Origin of the sequence: Pseudomonas sp. 8AS, assembly GCF_902506505.1 — a bacterium.
Taxonomy (GTDB): domain Bacteria; phylum Pseudomonadota; class Gammaproteobacteria; order Pseudomonadales; family Pseudomonadaceae; genus Aquipseudomonas.
Genome location: NZ_LR733406.1, coordinates 3910393 through 3929059, shown reverse-complemented (window position 1 = coordinate 3929059; position 18667 = coordinate 3910393). Strand labels below are relative to the sequence as shown.

15 protein-coding genes and 2 tRNA genes are annotated in these 18667 nt (G+C 63.7%); 13 read left to right on the top strand and 4 right to left on the bottom strand.

Translation table 11 applies throughout. The features are described 5' to 3' along the window. Nucleotides 1-8 precede the first annotated feature (8 nt). The 13 genes from glmM (at nt 9) to GV001_RS18355 (ending at nt 13245) form a co-directional block, all read left to right on the top strand. Complete coding sequence (glmM, locus tag GV001_RS18415; protein WP_178091837.1) at nt 9-1346, top strand: phosphoglucosamine mutase; 1338 nt, start codon at nt 9-11, stop codon at nt 1344-1346. Nucleotides 1347-1410: 64 nt separating this feature from the next. Continuing rightward, on the top strand, nt 1411-2166 hold the full coding sequence (gene tpiA, locus GV001_RS18410) for a triose-phosphate isomerase (RefSeq protein WP_160082505.1): 756 nt from the start codon (nt 1411-1413) through the stop codon (nt 2164-2166). 2 nt (nt 2167-2168) lie between these two features. Next, nucleotides 2169-2552, top strand: a complete 384-nt coding sequence (gene secG, locus GV001_RS18405; protein WP_160082503.1) for a preprotein translocase subunit SecG — start codon at nt 2169-2171, stop codon at nt 2550-2552. An 11-nt stretch (nt 2553-2563) separates the two neighbouring features. Continuing rightward, a tRNA-Leu gene (locus GV001_RS18400) sits at nt 2564-2649 on the top strand. 95 nt (nt 2650-2744) lie between these two features. Further along, a tRNA-Met gene (locus GV001_RS18395) sits at nt 2745-2821 on the top strand. A gap of 127 nt (nt 2822-2948) precedes the next feature. Next, complete coding sequence (gene rimP, locus GV001_RS18390; protein WP_160082501.1) at nt 2949-3407, top strand: ribosome maturation factor RimP; 459 nt, start codon at nt 2949-2951, stop codon at nt 3405-3407. 83 nt (nt 3408-3490) lie between these two features. Continuing rightward, nucleotides 3491-4972 (top strand): transcription termination factor NusA, encoded by a 1482-nt coding sequence (gene nusA, locus GV001_RS18385; RefSeq protein ID WP_160082499.1) that lies wholly within the window; start codon nt 3491-3493, stop codon nt 4970-4972. A 26-nt stretch (nt 4973-4998) separates the two neighbouring features. Continuing rightward, entirely contained in the window at nt 4999-7503 is a 2505-nt protein-coding gene (gene infB, locus GV001_RS18380) for a translation initiation factor IF-2 (RefSeq protein WP_160082497.1), read from the top strand. 98 nt (nt 7504-7601) lie between these two features. Beyond that, nucleotides 7602-7979, top strand: a complete 378-nt coding sequence (gene rbfA / locus GV001_RS18375) for a 30S ribosome-binding factor RbfA (protein WP_160082495.1) — start codon at nt 7602-7604, stop codon at nt 7977-7979. Nucleotides 7980-7981: 2 nt separating this feature from the next. Then, nucleotides 7982-8902, top strand: coding sequence for a tRNA pseudouridine(55) synthase TruB (truB, locus tag GV001_RS18370; RefSeq protein WP_160082493.1), 921 nt, complete (start codon nt 7982-7984; stop codon nt 8900-8902). A 229-nt stretch (nt 8903-9131) separates the two neighbouring features. Further along, on the top strand, nt 9132-9401 hold the full coding sequence (gene rpsO / locus GV001_RS18365; protein WP_160082491.1) for a 30S ribosomal protein S15: 270 nt from the start codon (nt 9132-9134) through the stop codon (nt 9399-9401). A gap of 213 nt (nt 9402-9614) precedes the next feature. Beyond that, a complete protein-coding gene (gene pnp / locus GV001_RS18360) occupies nt 9615-11720 on the top strand; it encodes a polyribonucleotide nucleotidyltransferase (RefSeq protein WP_160082489.1) in 2106 nt (701 codons plus the stop codon). A 109-nt stretch (nt 11721-11829) separates the two neighbouring features. After that, entirely contained in the window at nt 11830-13245 is a 1416-nt protein-coding gene (locus tag GV001_RS18355) for a DUF4013 domain-containing protein (RefSeq protein ID WP_160082487.1), read from the top strand. Between the two features lie 206 nt (nt 13246-13451). Here the strand turns inward: GV001_RS18355 and GV001_RS18350 are convergent, their stop codons facing one another. From GV001_RS18350 to GV001_RS18335, 4 genes are read right to left on the bottom strand one after another with little or no spacing between them, the layout of a single operon-like run. Further along, the gene (locus GV001_RS18350; protein ID WP_160082485.1) at nt 13452-14906 is read right to left on the bottom strand and encodes a rhomboid family intramembrane serine protease; all 1455 of its coding nucleotides are present in this window, start codon (nt 14904-14906) and stop codon (nt 13452-13454) included. A gap of 26 nt (nt 14907-14932) precedes the next feature. Then, nucleotides 14933-15238, bottom strand: coding sequence for a DUF2845 domain-containing protein (locus GV001_RS18345; RefSeq protein ID WP_160082483.1), 306 nt, complete (start codon nt 15236-15238; stop codon nt 14933-14935). A 57-nt stretch (nt 15239-15295) separates the two neighbouring features. After that, nucleotides 15296-15589, bottom strand: coding sequence for a DUF2845 domain-containing protein (locus GV001_RS18340; protein ID WP_160082481.1), 294 nt, complete (start codon nt 15587-15589; stop codon nt 15296-15298). Then, nucleotides 15589-18663 carry a DUF748 domain-containing protein gene (locus GV001_RS18335; protein ID WP_160082479.1) on the bottom strand — a complete coding sequence of 1025 codons (3075 nt, stop codon included), beginning with the start codon at nt 18661-18663 and terminating at the stop codon, nt 15589-15591. Before GV001_RS18335 ends, GV001_RS18340 begins: the two co-directional genes overlap by 1 nt. Nucleotides 18664-18667 lie beyond the last annotated feature (4 nt).

The following is an 18667-nucleotide window of genomic DNA, read 5'->3' as shown; positions in this document are numbered from 1 at the left end:
GAGTGATTATGAGCAGAAAGTATTTCGGCACCGACGGTATTCGTGGTCATGTCGGGCAATTTCCCATTACTCCTGACTTCATGCTCAAGCTTGGCTGGGCGGCCGGCATGGCCTTCCGCAAGCAGGGCAAGTGCCGCATTCTGATCGGCAAGGACACGCGCATTTCCGGCTACATGTTCGAGTCGGCCCTGGAGGCCGGGCTGTCTGCGGCGGGGGCCGATGTCATGCTGCTCGGCCCCATGCCGACGCCGGCCATTGCCTACCTGACCCGTACCTTCCAGGCGGAGGCGGGCATCGTCATCAGTGCCTCGCACAACCCGCATTACGACAACGGCATCAAGTTCTTCTCGGGTAGTGGCACCAAACTGCCAGATGAGGTCGAGCTGATGATCGAAGAGTTGCTCGATCAGCCGATGACCGTGGTCGAGTCGGCGCAGCTGGGCAAGGTGTCGCGGATCAACGATGCGGCTGGGCGCTACATCGAGTTCTGCAAGAGCAGTGTGCCGACCAGTACCAGTTTTGCCGGGCTCAAGCTGGTCATCGATTGCGCCCATGGTGCGACCTACAAGGTGGCGCCGAGCGTGTTTCGCGAGCTCGGGGCGCAGGTTTCGACCCTGGCCGTTCAGCCTAATGGCCTCAACATCAATGACAATTGCGGCTCGACCCATGTCGAGGCACTGCAGGCAGAGGTGCTGGCGCAGCAGGCCGACCTGGGTATCGCCTTCGATGGTGATGGTGATCGCGTATTGATGGTCGATCATGCCGGTGTGGTGGTTGATGGTGATGAGCTGCTGTTCATCATTGCGCGCGATCTGCAGGAGCGCGGCAAGCTGCAGGGCGGCGTGGTCGGTACGCTGATGAGCAATCTGGGTCTGGAGCTGGCATTGGCCGAGCTGGGCATCCCGTTCTCCAGGGCCAAGGTCGGTGATCGCTATGTGATGGCCGATCTGCAGGAGCGTGACTGGCAGCTGGGTGGCGAGAACTCCGGGCATGTCGTGTGTTTCCAGCACACCACTACCGGCGATGCCATCATTGCCGCGTTGCAGGTGCTGCTGGCGCTGCGGCGCAATGGTCAGAGTCTGGCCGAGGCGCGTCAGGCCTTGCGCAAGTGTCCGCAGGTGCTGATCAATGTGCGCTTTGTCGGTGGTGCCGATCCGCTCGAACATCCGGCGGTCAAGGATGCCTGTGCGCGGGTGACCGAACGCATGGCGGGGCGCGGTCGCGTACTGTTGCGCAAATCCGGTACCGAGCCACTGGTGCGGGTGATGGTAGAGGGCGAGGATGGCGCTCAGGTGCGCGGCTATGCCGAGGAATTGGCGAAAGTCGTCACGGAAGTCTGCGCCTGATTGGCTTGCCAGTGCTGGAGCTCTTGGGTAACATCTGCGCCCACTTTGATCGACGAGGTATGGCATGCGTCGCCCCCTGGTAGCTGGTAACTGGAAAATGCACGGTACCCGCGCCAGCGTCGCAGAGCTGATCAAGGGCCTTCGTCAGTTGGCCCTGCCTACCGGTGTAGAGGTGGCGGTACTGCCGCCCTGTCTCTACATCAATCAGGTGATTGCCGGGTTGGAAGGTAAGTCGATCGCCGTCGGCGCGCAGAATTGCGCGGTTGAGCCGATGCAGGGTGCTTTGACGGGTGAGGTGGCGCCAAGTCAGTTGGCGGATGCGGGTTGTTCGCTGGTGCTGGTTGGGCATTCCGAGCGTCGCCAGATTCTGGGTGAGCGCGACGATATCCTCAGTCGCAAGTTTGCTGCGGCGCAGTCCTGTGGTTTGGTGCCTGTGCTGTGCGTGGGTGAAACGCTGGAGCAGCGTCAGGCTGGCAGGACCCTTGAGGTGGTTGCCGCTCAGCTGGGCAGCGTGATTGAAGAGTTGGGTGTGGGTGCATTTGCCCGTGCCGTTGTGGCGTATGAGCCGGTCTGGGCCATTGGTACCGGGCTGACGGCTTCGCCGCAGCAGGCGCAGGAAGTGCACTCAGCCATACGTGCGCAGCTGGAGGCGGAAAATGCCGAGGTGGCGCGCGGGGTGCGGATTATTTACGGCGGCAGCGTGAAAGCGGTCAATGCAGCTGAACTGTTCGGCATGCCGGATATCGATGGGGGGCTCGTTGGTGGAGCCTCTCTGAACGCGGACGAGTTTGGCGCGATCTGTCGCGCGGCAGGAAACTGAAAATGCTGGAAACAGTCGTAATTGTTGTGCATCTGCTGGTTGCCATTGGCGTGGTTGCGCTGGTGTTGTTGCAGCAGGGCAAAGGTGCGGATGCCGGTGCCTCCTTCGGTGCAGGTGCTTCGGCAACTGTATTCGGCAGCCAGGGTTCGGCTACCTTTCTGAGTCGCTTTACTGGTATACTCGCTGCAACTTTTTTCATTACCAGCTTGGGTTTAGCGTTTTTTGCTAAAGAAAAGTCTGATATGCTGACGCAAGCAGGTTTGCCGGATCCGGCAGTGCTTGAAGTGCAACAGGAAAAGCCGGCCGTCGAAGACGTTCCGGTGCTCGAAGGTCAGGCGCCGGCAGTTGAAGCAGCTGACGTGCCGAAGGCTCCGGAGCAAAAGTAATACCCGTTTTTGCCGAGGTGGTGGAATTGGTAGACACGCTACCTTGAGGTGGTAGTGGCCATAGGCTGTAGGGGTTCGAGTCCCCTCCTCGGTACCAAATCAAGAAGGCCCGCTTTATGCGGGCCTTCTTGTTGCTGGGAGTTCGGTTGACCCTGAAGGGGTATCGGCCGTATACTTCCGCCCCAGCTTTGGCGCGGGGTGGAGCAGTCTGGTAGCTCGTCGGGCTCATAACCCGAAGGTCGTTGGTTCAAATCCAGCCCCCGCAACCAGTATTCGAGAAGCCCCTTTTCAGGGGCTTTTTGCTAGCTGGACAGTCCGCCGCCAGTGTTTCTGAGTGGCTTGATGATGGGCGTTTCGCCCATTTTTTATTTGTACGACATGCACGGAGGGGTTCAGGTGTCGAGCAAGCTAGAGCAGTTGCAGGCCTTGTTGGCCCCGGTAGTGGAGTCGCTTGGCTACGAGTGCTGGGGTGTCGAGTTCCTGTCTCAGGGTCGGCATTCTCTGCTGCGGGTCTATATCGATCAGCCCGATGGTGTTCTGGTCGAGGATTGCGAAAAGGTCAGCCGACAGATCAGCGGTGTGCTGGATGTGGAAGACCCGATCGCCAGTGAATACACCCTTGAGGTTTCATCGCCCGGCATGGACCGGCCGCTGTTTACCCTCGAGCAGTTCGCCAAGCACATTGGCGAGCAGGTGAAAATCAAGTTGCGTTCGCCATTCGATGGTCGGCGCAACTTTCAAGGCCTTCTCCGCGGTGTGGAGGAGCAGGACGTGGTGGTGCTGGTGGATGACCACGAATACCTGTTGCCGATCGACCTGATCGACAAGGCCAACATTATCCCCCGTTTTGACTGAGGCGCGGATCCCGCGGAGTACGCGGATTGCGCAGTTGGCGCGGATTGCGTGGCTTCAATGGATTGCGAAAGGCGAGGCGTACGATGAGTAAAGAAGTACTGCTGGTTGTAGAGTCGGTATCCAACGAAAAAGGCGTGCCGGCCAGTGTAATTTTTGAAGCGCTGGAGCTGGCTCTGGCGACAGCGACCAAGAAGCGTTTTGACGACGAGGTCGAGTTGCGTGTGGAGATCAATCGTCACACCGGCAACTATGAAACTTTCCGCTGCTGGAATGTGGTCGAAGAAGATGACCTGGAAAACCCGGCGGCCGAACTGACCGTCGAACAGGCCCAAGAGCAGAAGCCGGGCGCCAAGGTCGGCGATATCGTTGAAGAGCCGGTTGAGTCCATCGAGTTCGGTCGCATTGCTGCGCAAACCGCCAAGCAGGTCATCGTGCAGAAAGTGCGCGAGGCCGAACGTGCTCAGGTGGTGGATGCGTACCGCGAGCGCGTGGGCGAGATCATCTCCGGTACCGTAAAGAAAGTGACCCGCGACAGCGTGATCGTCGACCTGGGCAACAATGCCGAGGCCCTGCTGGCTCGCGAAGACATCATCCCGCGTGAAACCTTCCGCGTCGGTGCGCGCCTGCGTGCCCTGCTCAAGGAAATCCGTACCGAGAACCGCGGCCCGCAGCTGATTCTGTCGCGCACCGCGCCGCAGATGCTGATCGAGCTGTTCCGCATCGAAGTGCCGGAGATCGCCGAAGAGCTGATCGAAGTGATGGCCGCCTCCCGTGACCCGGGTTCGCGTGCCAAGATCGCCGTGCGTTCCAAGGACAAGCGCATCGACCCGCAAGGTGCCTGCATCGGCATGCGCGGTTCGCGCGTGCAGGCCGTTTCCGGCGAGCTGGGTGGTGAGCGTGTGGATATCGTGCTGTGGGACGAGAACGTCGCTCAGTTCGTGATCAACGCCATGGCCCCGGCCGAAGTGGCGGCGATCATCGTCGACGAAGATGCCCATGCCATGGACATCGCCGTCGGCGAAGACAACCTCGCCCAGGCCATCGGTCGTGGCGGTCAGAACGTGCGCCTGGCCAGTCAGCTGACTGGCTGGACCCTCAACGTGATGACCGAAGCGGACATCCAGGCCAAGCAACAGGCCGAGACAGGCGACATCCTGCAGGACTTCATCAACGAGCTGGAAGTCGATGAAGAGCTGGCCCAGGTGCTGGTCGAGGAAGGCTTCACCAGCCTGGAAGAAATCGCCTACGTACCGATGGAAGAGATGCTCAGCATCGATGGCTTCGACGAGGACATCGTCAACGAGCTGCGCGCTCGCGCCAAAGATCGCCTGCTGACCAAGGCCATCGCCAACGAAGAGAAGTTGGCCGATGCCCAGCCTGCCGAGGACCTGCTGTCCCTGGAAGGCATGGACAAGGGCCTGGCGCAAGAACTGGCAGTACGTGGCGTAGTTACCCGCGAAGACCTGGCCGAGCAGTCGATTGACGACTTGCTCGACATCGACGGCATCGACGAAGAGCGTGCCGGCAAGCTGATCATGGCCGCCCGAGCCCATTGGTTCGAGTAAGTTTTACGGCCTGAGGAGAGAAGTGCATGACGCAAGTCACGGTGAAAGAACTGGCCCAAGTGGTCGACACACCGGTAGAGCGCCTGCTGCAGCAGATGCGTGAGGCGGGTCTGCCGCACACCAGTGCCGAGCAAGTTGTGACCGACAACGAGAAGCAAGCCCTGCTTGCCCACCTCAAGAGCAGCCACGGCGAGAAACTGGAAGAGCCGCGCAAGATTACTTTGCAGCGCAAGACCACCACTACCCTGAAGGTTGCCGGTAGCAAGACCATCAGTGTGGAAGTGCGCAAGAAGAAAACCTACGTCAAGCGCAGCCCTGACGAGATCGAGGCGGAGAAGCAGCGCGAGCTGGCAGAGCAGCGCGCGGCCGAAGAGGCTGCCCGTCTGAAGGCCGAGCAGGAAGCTGCTCGTCGCGCCGAAGAAGAGGCGCGCAAGCAGCCGAGCGCCAGCGCCAAGCCGGCCGAAGCCGCCAGCGAAGCTGCTGTCGCTGCGGTTGCCGCCCCGCTTGACGTGGCGCCGGTGCTGGATGCCGCCGCTGCCGAGCGCAAGAAAGAAGAACAGCGTCGCCCGGAAAAGGCGCGCAGCGACGATGCCGAGCGTCGTGGTGGTGACCGCAAGACCACCCAGCACCGCCCTTCCGTCAAGGAAAAGGCTCCTGCCCCGCGTGTTGCACCGCGCACCGTCGACGAGGAGACCGATGGTTTCCGTCGTGGCGGCCGTGGCAAGGGCAAGCTGAAGAAGCGTAATCAGCACGGGTTCCAGAGCCCGACAGGACCGGTAGTGCGCGAAGTATCGATTGGCGAGACCATCACCGTGGGCGAACTGTCCCAGCAGATGTCGGTCAAGGCTGCCGAGGTCATCAAGTTCATGTTCAAGATGGGCACTCCGGTGACCATCAACCAGGTGCTGGATCAGGAAACTGCCCAGCTGATCGCCGAAGAGCTGGGCCACAAGGTCAAGCTGGTCAGCGACAACGCCCTGGAAGATCAGCTGGCCGAATCGCTGCGCTTCGAAGGTGAATCCTTCCATCGCGCACCGGTAGTGACCGTCATGGGGCACGTCGACCATGGTAAGACCTCGCTGCTCGACTACATTCGTCGCGCCAAGGTTGCCGCTGGCGAAGCCGGTGGCATCACCCAGCATATCGGTGCCTACCACGTCGAAACCGACCGCGGCATGGTTACCTTCCTCGACACCCCCGGTCACGCCGCGTTTACCCAGATGCGTGCCCGTGGTGCCAAGGCGACCGACATCGTCATCCTGGTGGTGGCGGCGGACGACGGCGTGATGCCGCAGACCCAGGAAGCCGTGCAGCATGCGAAAGCCGCTGGCGTGCCGATCGTGGTTGCGGTGAACAAGATCGACAAGCCCGATGCCAACCCGGACAACATCAAGAACGGCCTGGCCGCGCTGGATGTGATTCCGGAAGAGTGGGGCGGTGATGCACCGTTCGTGCATGTCTCGGCGAAAATGGGTACCGGTGTCGACGAGCTGCTCGAGGCCGTACTGCTGCAGGCCGAAGTCCTCGAACTGAAAGCCACGCCGTCGGCCCCGGGCCGCGGTGTGGTAGTCGAGTCCCGTCTGGACAAGGGCCGTGGTCCGGTAGCGACCGTGCTGGTCCAGGACGGTACCCTGCGCCAGGGCGACATGGTTCTGGTTGGCGTCAACTATGGCCGCGTGCGCGCCATGCTCGACGAGAACGGCAAGCCGATCAAGGAAGCCGGTCCGTCGATCCCGGTCGAGATTCTCGGCCTGGATGGCACGCCGGATGCCGGTGACGAGATGATGGTGGTGGCCGACGAGAAGAAGGCCCGCGAAGTCGCCCTGTTCCGCCAAGGCAAGTTCCGCGAGGTCAAACTGGCTCGCGCGCATGCCGGCAAGCTGGAAAACATCTTCGAGAACATGGGCCAGGAAGAGAAGAAGACGCTCAACATCGTCCTCAAATCCGACGTCCGTGGTTCGCTGGAGGCACTGCAGGGTTCGCTCAGCAGCCTGGGCAACGACGAAGTGCAAGTGCGTGTGGTCGGTGGCGGCGTCGGTGGTATCACCGAGTCCGATGCCAACCTGGCGCTGGCATCGAATGCGGTGATTTTCGGCTTCAACGTGCGTGCCGATGCCGGTGCGCGCAAGATCGTCGAGGCCGAAGGCCTGGACATGCGTTACTACAACGTGATCTACGACATCATCGATGACGTCAAGAAAGCCCTGACCGGCATGCTCGGCAGCGATGTTCGCGAGAACATCCTGGGTATCGCCGAAGTGCGTGACGTGTTCCGTTCGCCGAAGTTCGGTGCGGTCGCCGGTTGCATGGTGGTCGAGGGTGTCGTGCACCGTAACCGTCCGATCCGCGTACTGCGTGAGGACGTGGTGATCTTCGAAGGCGAGCTGGAATCCCTGCGCCGCTTCAAGGACGACATGTCCGAAGTGCGGGCCGGCATGGAGTGCGGTATCGCAGTGAAGAGCTACAACGACGTCAAGGTCGGCGACAAGATCGAAGTGTTCGAGAAGGTCCAGGTGGCTCGTACGCTGTAAAGCTCGAGCTGCAACACGCAACGCCCGGCCCCGCATAGCGCGGCCGGGCGTTTGCCGCTTTTGTACCCGCAGGCAGCGCCTGCGGGAGAGGTAAGAAAATGGCCAAGATATACAGCCGTACCCAGCGTATCGGCGACCAGATCCAGCGCGAGCTGGCGCAGATGATCCCGCGCGAGGTCAAGGACCCGCGCCTGGGCTTCGTCACTGTCACCGCCGTGGACGTCAGCCGCGATGTCGGTCACGCCAAGATTTTCATCACCGTGATGGGCGAAAACGACGCCGACAAAATCAAGCAGAACGTGCGCGTACTGAATGACGCCGCCGGCTACCTGCGCATGCTGCTGGGCAAGGCGATGAAGCTGCGCAGTGTGCCGCAGCTGCATTTCCACTATGACGAAAGCATCTCTCGCGGTGTGCACCTGTCCACGTTGATCGAACGTGCCGTCGCCGAAGACAGCAAGCATCAGGACGATTGAGCGTGGCCCAAGTCAAACGTATTCGCCGCAAGGTTGACGGCATCATCCTGCTCGACAAGCCCCATGGCTTCAGCTCCAACGCCGCGCTGCAGAAGGTGCGCTGGCTGCTCAATGCCGAAAAGGCCGGGCACACCGGCAGCCTCGATCCGCTGGCCACCGGCGTGCTGCCGCTGTGCTTTGGCGAGGCGACCAAGTTCTCCCAGTACCTGCTGGATGCCGACAAGGGCTACGAGACCCTGGCCCAGCTGGGCGTGACCACCACCACCGGCGATGCCGAGGGTGAGGTGCTCGAGCGTCGCCAGGTGACCGTTGGTCGGGATGAGGTCGAGGCGCTGCTGCCGCGTTTTCGCGGGGAAATCAGCCAGGTGCCGCCGATGTACTCGGCCCTGAAGAAGGATGGCCAGCCCTTGTACAAGCTGGCGAGGGCCGGCGAAGTAGTGGAGCGCGAGGCGCGTTCTGTTACTATTGCGCGCCTGGAACTGCTCAGCCTCGAAGAGTCGAAGCTGAGACTGAGCGTGGCCTGCAGCAAGGGTACCTATATCCGTACCCTGGTCGAGGATCTCGGCCAGCTGCTCGGTTGTGGCGCCCATGTCGCCGAATTGCGCCGTACCCAGGCCGGGCCGTTCAATCTGGCGCAGACGGTTACCCTGGAAGAGCTGGAAGCAGCTCATGCCGAGGGCGGCAACGAGGCACTGGACCGCTTCCTGCTTCCGCCGGACAGCGGCTTGCAGCATTGGCCGCTGGTGCATTTTTCCGAGCACAGCGCCTATTACTGGCTGCATGGCCAGCCGGTACGCGCCCCGGATGCACCGAAGTTCGGCATGGTGCGGGTGCAGGATCACAATGGTCGCTTCATCGGCATCGGTGAAGTGAGCGAAGACGGGCGCATCACGCCGCGTCGATTGATATCTACCAGCGCGTAGTGCTGGTAGGAGACCCGGGCCCCTGGCCCGGGGATTGATTCGGTCGGAATGACCGGAGTCGCTGGCGGATTCGTGCGCCGGCGGTGAAACACAGGCGGATTTATCCGCATGCAAGCGTTAGCGGGCTTGCCCGCTGGCGTACGAGGATGGCTGTCAACAGGCATGGTCACTCCTCACTTTTTAATACAGGGAATAGTCCCTGGCCTGTTCACTCTAGGAGCCCATTACCATGGCACTGAGCGTTGAAGAAAAAGCCCAAATCGTAACCGACTACAAGCAAGCTGAAGGCGATACCGGTAGCCCGGAAGTGCAGGTTGCCCTGCTGACCGCCAACATCAACAAGCTGCAAGGCCACTTCAAGGCCAACGGCAAAGACCACCACTCCCGTCGTGGCCTGATCCGTATGGTTAACCAGCGTCGCAAGCTGCTGGATTACCTGAAGGGTAAAGACGTATCGCGTTACAGCGCCCTGATCGGTCGCCTGGGTCTGCGTCGTTAAGACGTACCCCTGAAGTGAGAAGCTGGAAGTCGCAAGTCGCAGTCGGTCTGACCGTCTGAGGTTTGGGGCTTCCAGCTTCTGGCTTTCTGCACAAGGGTATTTAAAGCCCGTTCACAAACCGGTTCCGCCGAGCCGAGTTGCGAACAGACTTTCAGAGGGTCACCCCCCTCGCTGCACAGTTTCCCCAAGGCAACAATAGAGAAGGAAAACACCGTGAACCCGGTAATCAAGAAGTTCCAGTTCGGTCAGTCGACCGTTACCCTCGAGACTGGCCGTATCGCCCGTCAGGCCTCCGGCGCCGTGCTGGTCACCGTTGACGACGACGTCACCGTACTGGTCGCCGTAACCGGCGCCAAGACCGCCGACCCGAGCAAAGGCTTCTTCCCGCTGTCCGTGCACTACCAGGAAAAAACCTACGCCGCGGGCAAGATCCCCGGTGGTTTCTTCAAGCGTGAAGCGCGTCCTTCGGAAAAGGAAACCCTGACCTCGCGCCTGATCGACCGTCCGATCCGTCCGCTGTTTCCGGAAGGTTTCCAGAACGAAGTGCAGGTCATCTGCACCGTGGTTTCCACCAGCAAGAAGACCGATCCGGACATCGCTGCGATGATCGGTACCTCGGCTGCGCTGGCCATCTCCGGCATCCCGTTCAACGGCCCGATCGGTGCCGCGCGCGTCGCCTTCCACCCGGAAACCGGCTACCTGCTGAACCCGACCTACGAGCAACTCAAGGCTTCCAGCCTGGACATGGTCGTGGCCGGTACCAAAGACGCCGTGCTGATGGTTGAATCGGAAGCCAAAGAGCTGACCGAAGACCAGATGCTGGGCGCCGTACTGTTCGCCCACGACGAATTCCAGGCCGTGATCCAGGCCGTCACCGAGCTGGCCGCCGAAGCGGCCAAGCCGACCTGGGACTGGCAGCCGAAAGCGGAAAACACCGCGCTGCTCAATGCCATCCGCAGCGAGTTCGGTGACGAAATCTCCAAGGCCTACACCATCATCATCAAGCAGGACCGCTACGCGCGTCTGGGCGAGCTGAAAGACCAGGTGGTGGCCAAGTTCTCCGGCGAAGAAGGTCAGCCTTCTGCCGGTGAAGTCAAAGATGCCTTCGGTGAAATCGAATACCGCACCGTGCGCGAGAACATCGTCAACGGCAAACCGCGTATCGATGGCCGTGACACCCGCACCGTACGTGGCCTGAACATCGAAGTCGGTGTGCTGGACAAGACCCACGGTTCGGCCCTGTTCACCCGCGGCGAAACCCAGGCCCTGGTGGTTGCTACCCTCGGCACCGCCCGTGACGCGCAGCTGCTCGACACCCTGGAAGGCGAGAAGAAAGACCCCTTCATGCTGCACTACAACTTCCCGCCGTACTCGGTCGGTGAGTGTGGTCGCATGGGCGCCACCGGTCGCCGCGAAATCGGCCACGGCCGTCTGGCCCGTCGTTCGGTGCAGGCCATGCTGCCGGCCGCCGACGTGTTCCCGTACACCATCCGCGTGGTTTCGGAAATCACCGAGTCCAACGGTTCGTCCTCGATGGCTTCCGTTTGCGGTGCTTCCCTGGCCCTGATGGACGCCGGTGTGCCGATGAAGGCGCCGGTTGCCGGTATCGCCATGGGTCTGGTCAAGGAAGGCGAGAAGTTCGCCGTGCTGACCGACATCCTCGGTGACGAAGACCACCTGGGCGACATGGACTTCAAGGTGGCCGGTACCGCCAATGGCGTCACCGCCCTGCAGATGGACATCAAGATCCAGGGCATCACCGAAGAAATCATGGAAATCGCCCTGGGCCAGGCCCTGGAAGCGCGCCTGAACATCCTCGGCCAGATGAACCAGGTCATTGCCCAATCCCGTAGCGAGCTGTCGGCCAATGCTCCGACCATGATCGCCATGAAGATCGACCAGGACAAAATCCGCGACGTCATCGGCAAGGGTGGTGCGACCATCCGTGGTATCTGTGAAGAGACCAAGGCTTCGATCGACATCGAAGACGACGGTTCGATCAAGATCTTCGGCGAAACCAAGGAAGCTGCCGAGGCCGCGCGTCAGCGCGTACTGGGCATCACCGCGGAAGCCGAGATCGGCAAGATCTACCTGGGCAAGGTCGAGCGCATCGTCGACTTCGGCGCCTTCGTCAACATTCTGCCGGGCAAGGACGGCCTGGTGCACATCTCCATGCTCAGCGATGCGCGTGTCGAGAAGGTCACCGACGTGCTGAAGGAAGGCCAGGAAGTCGAAGTGCTGGTACTGGACGTCGACAACCGCGGCCGCATCAAGCTGTCGATCAAGGATGTTGCTGCTGCCAAGGCTTCCGGTGTCTAAACCCTAGTCAGGCTGTAAGAAGAGAGGGCCCGCTTGCGGGCCCTCTTTTTTTGCTTGGGATTTGCCCGGACAATGGCGCCTCAAGCCGTATCGACAAGGATGTTTGGCCATGGATATCACCCACTGCCGCTACCACCCCGCGCAGCCGGCCACTTGGCAGTGCGTGCCGTGCCAGCGGGATTTCGGCGACTGCTGCATCCCGCTGAATGCCGAGGCCCCCGAGCAGCAACCGGTCTGCCCCCTGTGTCGCGGCAAGCTGGCCTTTCTCGGCGCGGCCAATAGCGCGCAACCCTTCTGGGAGCGTATCCCGCAATTCTTCCTCTACGGCTTCCAGGCGGGGCCGTTGCTGTTCGCCGTGGCGCTGGCCCTGGCCAGCCTGTTCATGCCGGGCTGGAAGCTGCTCTGGCTGGCGCTGTTCTGCGTGGTCTGCAAGTACCTGCAGACGGTGATCGAGACCGCCAGCCAGGGTGGCCGCGAGGCGCCCGCGTTGCGCACCGCGTTCGACATCGAGGGCTTCGGCCTGTTCTGGCGTCTGTTGGTGATCTTCTTCATCGCCTTCGCCGCCCAGTGGCTGGCCGCCGATTTCGACAGCGAGGCGCTGTTCTGGGCGGTCAGCCTGGGCGTGCAGTTGCTGATCCCGGCCTGCATCATCCGCCTGGCGCTGGACAAGACCTTGGGCGCGGCGCTCAGTCCGGACGAGGTGGGGCAGGTGATCAAGGCCATGGGCTGGCGTTACCTGATCCTCTGGGTGTTCCTGTTCATCCTCTGGCAGTCGCCGGACTGGGTCACCTACATGCTTTCCAACGGCTTGCCGAGGGTGGTGCTGCTGCCGATCGCCGCCTTGCTGTTCGGTTATTTCAGCGTGGTGATGGGCGCCATGATGGGTTATGCGGTGTTCCAGTATCAGGGCGCGCTGGGCTTTGCCGTGGCCGAGGAGGGCGCCAGTGCAGGCTTCCCGGCCGAGGAGTACCAGCGCCGGCGCGCCCTGGCCGAGGCCGAGGTGCGGCTCAAGGAGGGGCAGAATGGGCCGGCCCTGGAAGTGCTGACCCAGGCGCTGGAGCGCATGCCCGACGACCCCAGGCTCAACGAGCGTTTCCACCAGCTGCTCTATGGCCTGAATGCCCGCGAGCGCTGCCTGCGCCACCTGGGCCATTACCTGCCTCTGGCCGCCCGCTCGAACCCGGCCCAGGCCACCACGGCGCTGCTCAATGCGCGCCAGCTGCAGGCCGATTACCTGCCGGACGATGCCCAGACCTGCGAGCGGCTGGCCCAGGCGCTGATCGAGCGGCACAAGGTTCGCGAGGGCCTGAGCCTGCTGCGCAACCTGCACCAGCGCTTCCCGGATTATCCGTTCATGGCCCGCGCCTACCTGCTGGCCGCGCGAGGTTTTGCCGAGGGGCTGGGGCAACTGGACTCGGCGCAGAAGCTGCTCGGCTTCATCCGTGCGCGATACCCGCAATCGCCTTTGCTGGGTGAGGTTGCCGTGCTGGAGACGACTATCCAGCGTTTGGCCGAGCGCAGCTAAGGGCCTGCCAGCGGCGATAAGCCGGCTCGTGGCTCGGGTCCGGCAGGGTGTGGCCGGGCTCTGCAGGTCTGTACAGGATCTTTTTCAGCGGGGGGCATAACCCGCTGATTTCAGAGCCGGCTGCTTTACGCAGGGTACGCCGTGCGCACCGGGGCCTGTGCGGTGCCGGTGGTGCGCACGATGCACCCTACGCGTTTGGCTGCGGATCAGCGTGCCAGATGCTGCTGGTAGATCGCCAGCTGGCGGGTCTGCTCGGCTTGCGGGAAGGCCTGGTGCAGGAAGCGGCTCAGCTCGCTGACGCCGCGCAGATCCTGGCGCTGGCCGAGCTGGCGGGCCAGTTGCAGGGTCAGCAGCGGGAACTGCTGCGGCAGTTGCGCGCTGCGGCTCAGGCGGCGCCAGGCACCCAGGGCGCGCGGCCCCTCGCCGGCGCGGATCAGCGGGGCGAGCAGGTGCAGTTGCACGGCCGGATGCTGCAGCAGGCGCTGCTCGGCCTCGCCGCTGTCGTCGGCGATGCGGCGCAGCAGGGGCAGGCTGGCGCCGTGCTCGGCCAGGGCGAACAGCTGTTTGAGCACGGCGCCGAGCAGGGCCTTGTCCTGGCGGCCGCGGGCCACGGCATACAGCCGCTCCAGCAGCGCGATCTGGCCGGGGTAGCGGGCCAGCAGGGCCGGGCCGCGGGCGGCGGCCTGGTCCAGGGCGAACTGGCCGATCAGCTGGTCGAGGGCGGCCAGCTCGCGCTTGAACGGCGCCTCCGGGTCTTCCTTGTGCAGGTAGGCCTCGTCGACCTTGAGCCGGCCGCCCAGGCGCGGCAGCCACACGGTGAGGAAGCCGGCCGCGAGGCCACCGAGGTGGGCATGGTAGTTGGTGTTGCCCTCGGCCAGCAGCAGGCCGTACAGCTCCTTGCCTATCCACACCGGCAGGATCCACAGCGCCGGCGCCTTGAAGTAGCCGAACAGCGGGCCGAGCCAGTAGAAGAAGTTGATCTTGCGCAGACCGTAGACACCGATGTACATGCCCATCAGCCCGGAAATGGCACCGGAGGCGCCGACGCCGCTGACCCAGGCCGGGTCCACGGCCCACCAGAGCAGGTGCGAGGCGACGCCGCTGAGCAGGTACAGGCCCAGGTACAGCGCGCGGCCCAGGGCGATTTCCAGGGCGAAACCGAAGATGAACAGGAACAGCATGTTGCCCAGCAGGTGCTCGAAGCTGCCGTGCAGGAACATGGCGCCGAACAGCCCCTGCAGGCTGAACTGGGCGGGAATGAAGCCGAAGCGGATGCTGCTGAGCTGGTTGCGCGCCGCCTCGGCCTTTTGCCGTGCCGCCTGCCAGGCGTTGTCGGCCAGATACTCCGTGCGCCGATGCAGGCCCTGCTCGAACTCCAGGTCATGCAGGATCAGCGCGGCCAGGTCCTGGCGGCGCATGCCGTCGAGGTACTCGCGGCTGTCCCGGTCCAGCTCCCGGCGCTGGCTGAAGTCCTCGGTGAACAGTGCCCGCTCGCGGTTGAGCAGGCCGCCGTCGAGGTAGGTGCGCACCGCTGCCTCCTCGCGCGCCTGATCGCCGCCCTGGTAGGCGAAGTAGATCAGGGTGTTGAGCAGGGTCAGCAGCAGGGTGATGACCGGTGGGCGTTTCCAGTCCAGCGGGTGTTCGGCGGGAATGATGAGCATCGCGTACTTCCGTGTCGCGGGGTGGGTCAGTTCTTGCGCTTGCTGTCGATCTTGACCAGGCGGTTGCCTTCCAGGCGCAGGAAGTAATACATGCCGTTCTTCGGCCCGTAGGTCCATTCCTCGACCGGTACTTCGCTGGTGTAGCCGTAGTAGTCGACCACCTCGCGGTAACCGAGGAAGTCGCGGCTGACCGGCTCGCCGCACTTGCTCAGCACTTCGCTGGCGATGTCGTTGGTGCTGATCAGCTGGCTGCCGCAGCGCAGGGTCGAGCCGGCCTGGGCGGTGGCGCAGCACAGCGAGAGCAGCAGGGAGGTGGCGAGGAGCTTGAGCATCGGCGGGGTCGCAGCGCGGGGCTATGGGCGGCAGCCTACACCGCCGCCGGCCGGCTGTCAGCGGCTGCGCCGGGTTTCGATGCGGATCAGCCGGTTGCCCTCGAAGGTGAGGATGCTGAGCATGCCGTTGGTGGGGCCGTAGACCCACTCCTCGATCTTGAATTCGCGCCGGTCATAGCCGCTCAGGGTGTAGCCGACCAGGTCGCGGTGCGCCGGCTTGCCACATTTCTGCTCGACCTCGAAGGCGCGGTCGCCTTCGCTGACCAGCTGCGTGCCGCAGCGCATGGTGGTTGCCTGCGCCGCGCTGCCGAACAGCAGCGCCAGGGCCAGGCCGGCGACGTAGCGCTGCATCACTGGCTCCCCAGGTGCAGGGCGGTGGCAACCTTGCCGTCGGCCAGGGCCTGGCTGCTGGCGACGTCGAGCAGGTAGACCCGCTGGTCCTCGAGGCCGCCGCGTTCGACCAGATAGTCCTTGATGCTGGCGGCGCGGGCCTGGGCCAGCTGGCGCAGGAGCAGGTCGCTCTGCGCCCAGGACTGCAGCACGGCCTGCTGCAGCTTCAGGGTGCGTTCTTCGTCCGGCAGTTCTTTCCATTCGGCCGGGGGCTGCTGCTTCAGGCGCGCGCGGTAGATGCCTTCGAGCAGCACGGCCTGGTCGTCCTCGGCCACCACCAGTTCGCTGGGCTCGGCCGGAACCTTGTCGCCACGGCGCTGGAGGATCTTGTACCAGGTGTTCTGGTATTCGCGCTCCAGGCGCTGGGCGGCGAGCGGCGGGCCGTCGCTGCTTTGGGCGCTCATGCCCTCGACTTCCAGGCGCAGCACCGGGCGTTCCTTGAGGGCCGCGGCCAGGGTGTCCAGGGATTTCTGCGCGGCGCCGTCCAGCTCGCTGCTGCCGGCGGCGAACTGCACCTGGCTGAGGTCGCTGTCGCTGCCGCCGACCAGCCCGGCGATGAAGTTGAACGGCGCCTGCGCGGCGCGCAGCACCAGGTTGCGCAGGGTCTGCCAGACGATCGGCATGACGCTGAACTGCGGGTTGTTGAGGTCGCCCTGCACCGGCAGCTGGATGTCGATATTGCCGTTGGTGTCCTTGAGCAGGGCCACGGCCAGGCGGATCGGCAGGTCCACGGCGTCCTTGCTGTCGACCTGCTCGCCGAGCTGCAGGTCTTCCAGCAGCAGCTTGTTGTCGGCATTCAGCAGGCCCTTCTCGATCTGGTAGTGCAGGTCGAGGTTGAGGCGGCCCTTGCGGATGCGGTAGCCGGCGAACTTGCCGGAGTAGGGGGTGAGGGTGGTCAGCTCGACATTCTTGAAGCTGGTGGCGATATCCAGGCTGTTCATCGGGTCGAAGGGGGTCAGCTGGCCCTTGATGCTGACCGGCGCGTACTTGTCGACTTTGCCCGCGATGTCCACCTTGGCGGCTTTCGGGCTCTGGTTGTCGAGGGTGCCGATCTTGCCGTCCAGCTGCTGGATGGCGGTGGCGAAGTTGGGCATCAGGCTGAAGTCGGCGAAGTTGGCAGAGCCGTCCTTGATGTCGATGCCGCCGATGCGGATTGGCAGCGGCTTGGCGGCGGGCTCGGCTGCAGCGGCCTTGGCGCCGCTCGGCTCGGCCTGCGGGATCAGCAGGTCGTTGACGTTGGTGGTGCGGTCTTCGTTGATGATGAAGCGGGCATAGGGCTGCTGCAGGTTGATCTGCTGGATGCCCAGGCCTTCGCCGTGGCGGTAGTCGAGGCCTTCCACCTGCAGCAGCTGCCACTTGAGGAAGTCGCGTTCCTTGAGGGTATCCAGGGTGTGCAGCTGGTTGACCTCGGCCCGGCCGCCGATGGAGAAGGCCAGCGGTTCGACGCTTTTCAGGTCGACCGCCAGGTCGCTGCCGAGCAGGCCGCTGCGCAGTTCCAGGCGGATGAAGGGGCTGATATAGGCCTGCGCCAGGCGCAGGTCGATATCGCGGGTGGTCAGTTGCAGCTGGGCGCTGAGGGGCGTCAGCTGGACCTTGCCGGCGGTCGTCAGCTGGCCGTTGCGGTTCAGGCCGGTGTCCAGCTTGAGGGCGAAGGGCGAGGTGCCCTGGCTGTCGAAGTCGCTCAGGTCGAGGTTGAGCGGACCGAGGTCGAGCTTGACCTCCTGCGCGGGGACGCGGTCGGCCAGGTGGATCTGGTAGTCGCGCAGCTGCAGGTCGCGCAGGCTCACCTGCCAGGGCTGGCCCGGTTCGCTGCTGGCCGCAGGAGCAGGAGCAGGCGCAGGCGCAGGCGCAGGCGCTGCGGGTGCGGCTGTCGCCGCCGCAGCCGGGGCCGGGGCCGGCTCGCCGGTCGCCACGGCAGGGGTGGTGCTAGCGTCGGGTGCCGTTGGCGTGGAACCGGCGGCCCCCTCGTGCGGCGCTGGAGCTGGAGCTGGAGCTTGAGTCGGAGCGGATGCCGGGGCCGCCTTGGCGGGCTGGCTGGCCAGCAGTTTCTGCCAGTCGAGCTGGCCATCCTGCTCGCGGGCGGCCCAGGTCTCCAGCTTCTGGCTGCGCACCTTGCCGATCACCACCTGCTGCTTGGCCAGGTCCAGCGAGGTCTCGCTCACCTCCAGGCTGGCCAGGCGCAGCAGCGGCTTGTCCTGCGGGCTCTTGATGGCGAAGTTGCTGAGGCTGAGCGCGGTGTTGCTGAGCAGCAGCTCGGTACCCTTGGCCAGGCTCAGCTGGTAGTCGGTGCTCAGGCTGAGCACGCCGTCTTCCAGTACCAGCGGCACGGCGTCGCGCACATAGGGCCAGACGCCCTTGAGTTTGCCGTCGCTGAGCTTGAGCTGGCCGCTGGAGGCGAACGGGGTCAGGCTGACCTGGCCTTGCCAGTCGATGCGACCGCCGGCCGGGCCGGTGGCCACCAGGCTCATCTCGGCGTTGTCATCGGGCAGGGTGCTGAGGTTCTTCAGCTCCAGGTTGAGCGAGTCGTAGACGAACTCCACCGGCTCGCTGGGGCGCAGGTCGCGAAAGTGCAGGCCGTTCTCGATCAGCTCGAAGCGATCGATGCGCAGCGGGAAGGGTTCGTTCGGCGCCTCTGCGGCCGGTTTTTCCGGGCTGGGCGGCAGCTTGAACAGCTGGCTCAGGTTGAGCGTGCCGTCCTCGGCGAACAGCACTTCACTGCGCACCTTCTCCAGCTCGACATCGGCCAGGTGCAGGGCGCCGCTCCACAGGCTGTCCAGTTGCAGGTTGGCATGCAGGCGGTCGAAGGCGATCTGTTCCTGGGCGGGCTCACCGATATGCAGGCCCCAGAGGTTCAGCTCCAGGCTGAAGGGGTTGAATTCGATGCGTTCCAGACGCGCCGGCAGCGTGGCGTACTGGGCCAGTTGCTGGTTGGCCACGCGCAGGCCGATGCCGGGCAGGATCAGGAAGCCGAGCAGGCTGTAGAGGGCGATGGCGATCAGCAGTGCGCTCGCGGCGCGTTTCAATCCTTTGGGCATGGGA

What these genes read in the sequence shown, in the direction of transcription:
- secG (WP_160082503.1), top strand. Translation starts at nt 2,169, where the DNA reads ATGCTGGAAACAGTCGTAATTGTTGTGCATCTGCTGGTTGCCATTGGC.
- nusA (WP_160082499.1), top strand. Translation starts at nt 3,491, where the DNA reads ATGAGTAAAGAAGTACTGCTGGTTGTAGAGTCGGTATCCAACGAAAAA.
- rpsO (WP_160082491.1), top strand. Translation starts at nt 9,132, where the DNA reads ATGGCACTGAGCGTTGAAGAAAAAGCCCAAATCGTAACCGACTACAAG.
- rbfA (WP_160082495.1), top strand. Translation starts at nt 7,602, where the DNA reads ATGGCCAAGATATACAGCCGTACCCAGCGTATCGGCGACCAGATCCAG.
- tpiA (WP_160082505.1), top strand. Translation starts at nt 1,411, where the DNA reads ATGCGTCGCCCCCTGGTAGCTGGTAACTGGAAAATGCACGGTACCCGC.
- GV001_RS18340 (WP_160082481.1), bottom strand. Translation starts at nt 15,589, where the DNA reads ATGCAGCGCTACGTCGCCGGCCTGGCCCTGGCGCTGCTGTTCGGCAGC.
- GV001_RS18350 (WP_160082485.1), bottom strand. Translation starts at nt 14,906, where the DNA reads ATGCTCATCATTCCCGCCGAACACCCGCTGGACTGGAAACGCCCACCG.
- GV001_RS18355 (WP_160082487.1), top strand. Translation starts at nt 11,830, where the DNA reads ATGGATATCACCCACTGCCGCTACCACCCCGCGCAGCCGGCCACTTGG.
- GV001_RS18345 (WP_160082483.1), bottom strand. Translation starts at nt 15,238, where the DNA reads ATGCTCAAGCTCCTCGCCACCTCCCTGCTGCTCTCGCTGTGCTGCGCC.
- glmM (WP_178091837.1), top strand. Translation starts at nt 9, where the DNA reads ATGAGCAGAAAGTATTTCGGCACCGACGGTATTCGTGGTCATGTCGGG.
- infB (WP_160082497.1), top strand. Translation starts at nt 4,999, where the DNA reads ATGACGCAAGTCACGGTGAAAGAACTGGCCCAAGTGGTCGACACACCG.
- GV001_RS18335 (WP_160082479.1), bottom strand. Translation starts at nt 18,663, where the DNA reads ATGCCCAAAGGATTGAAACGCGCCGCGAGCGCACTGCTGATCGCCATC.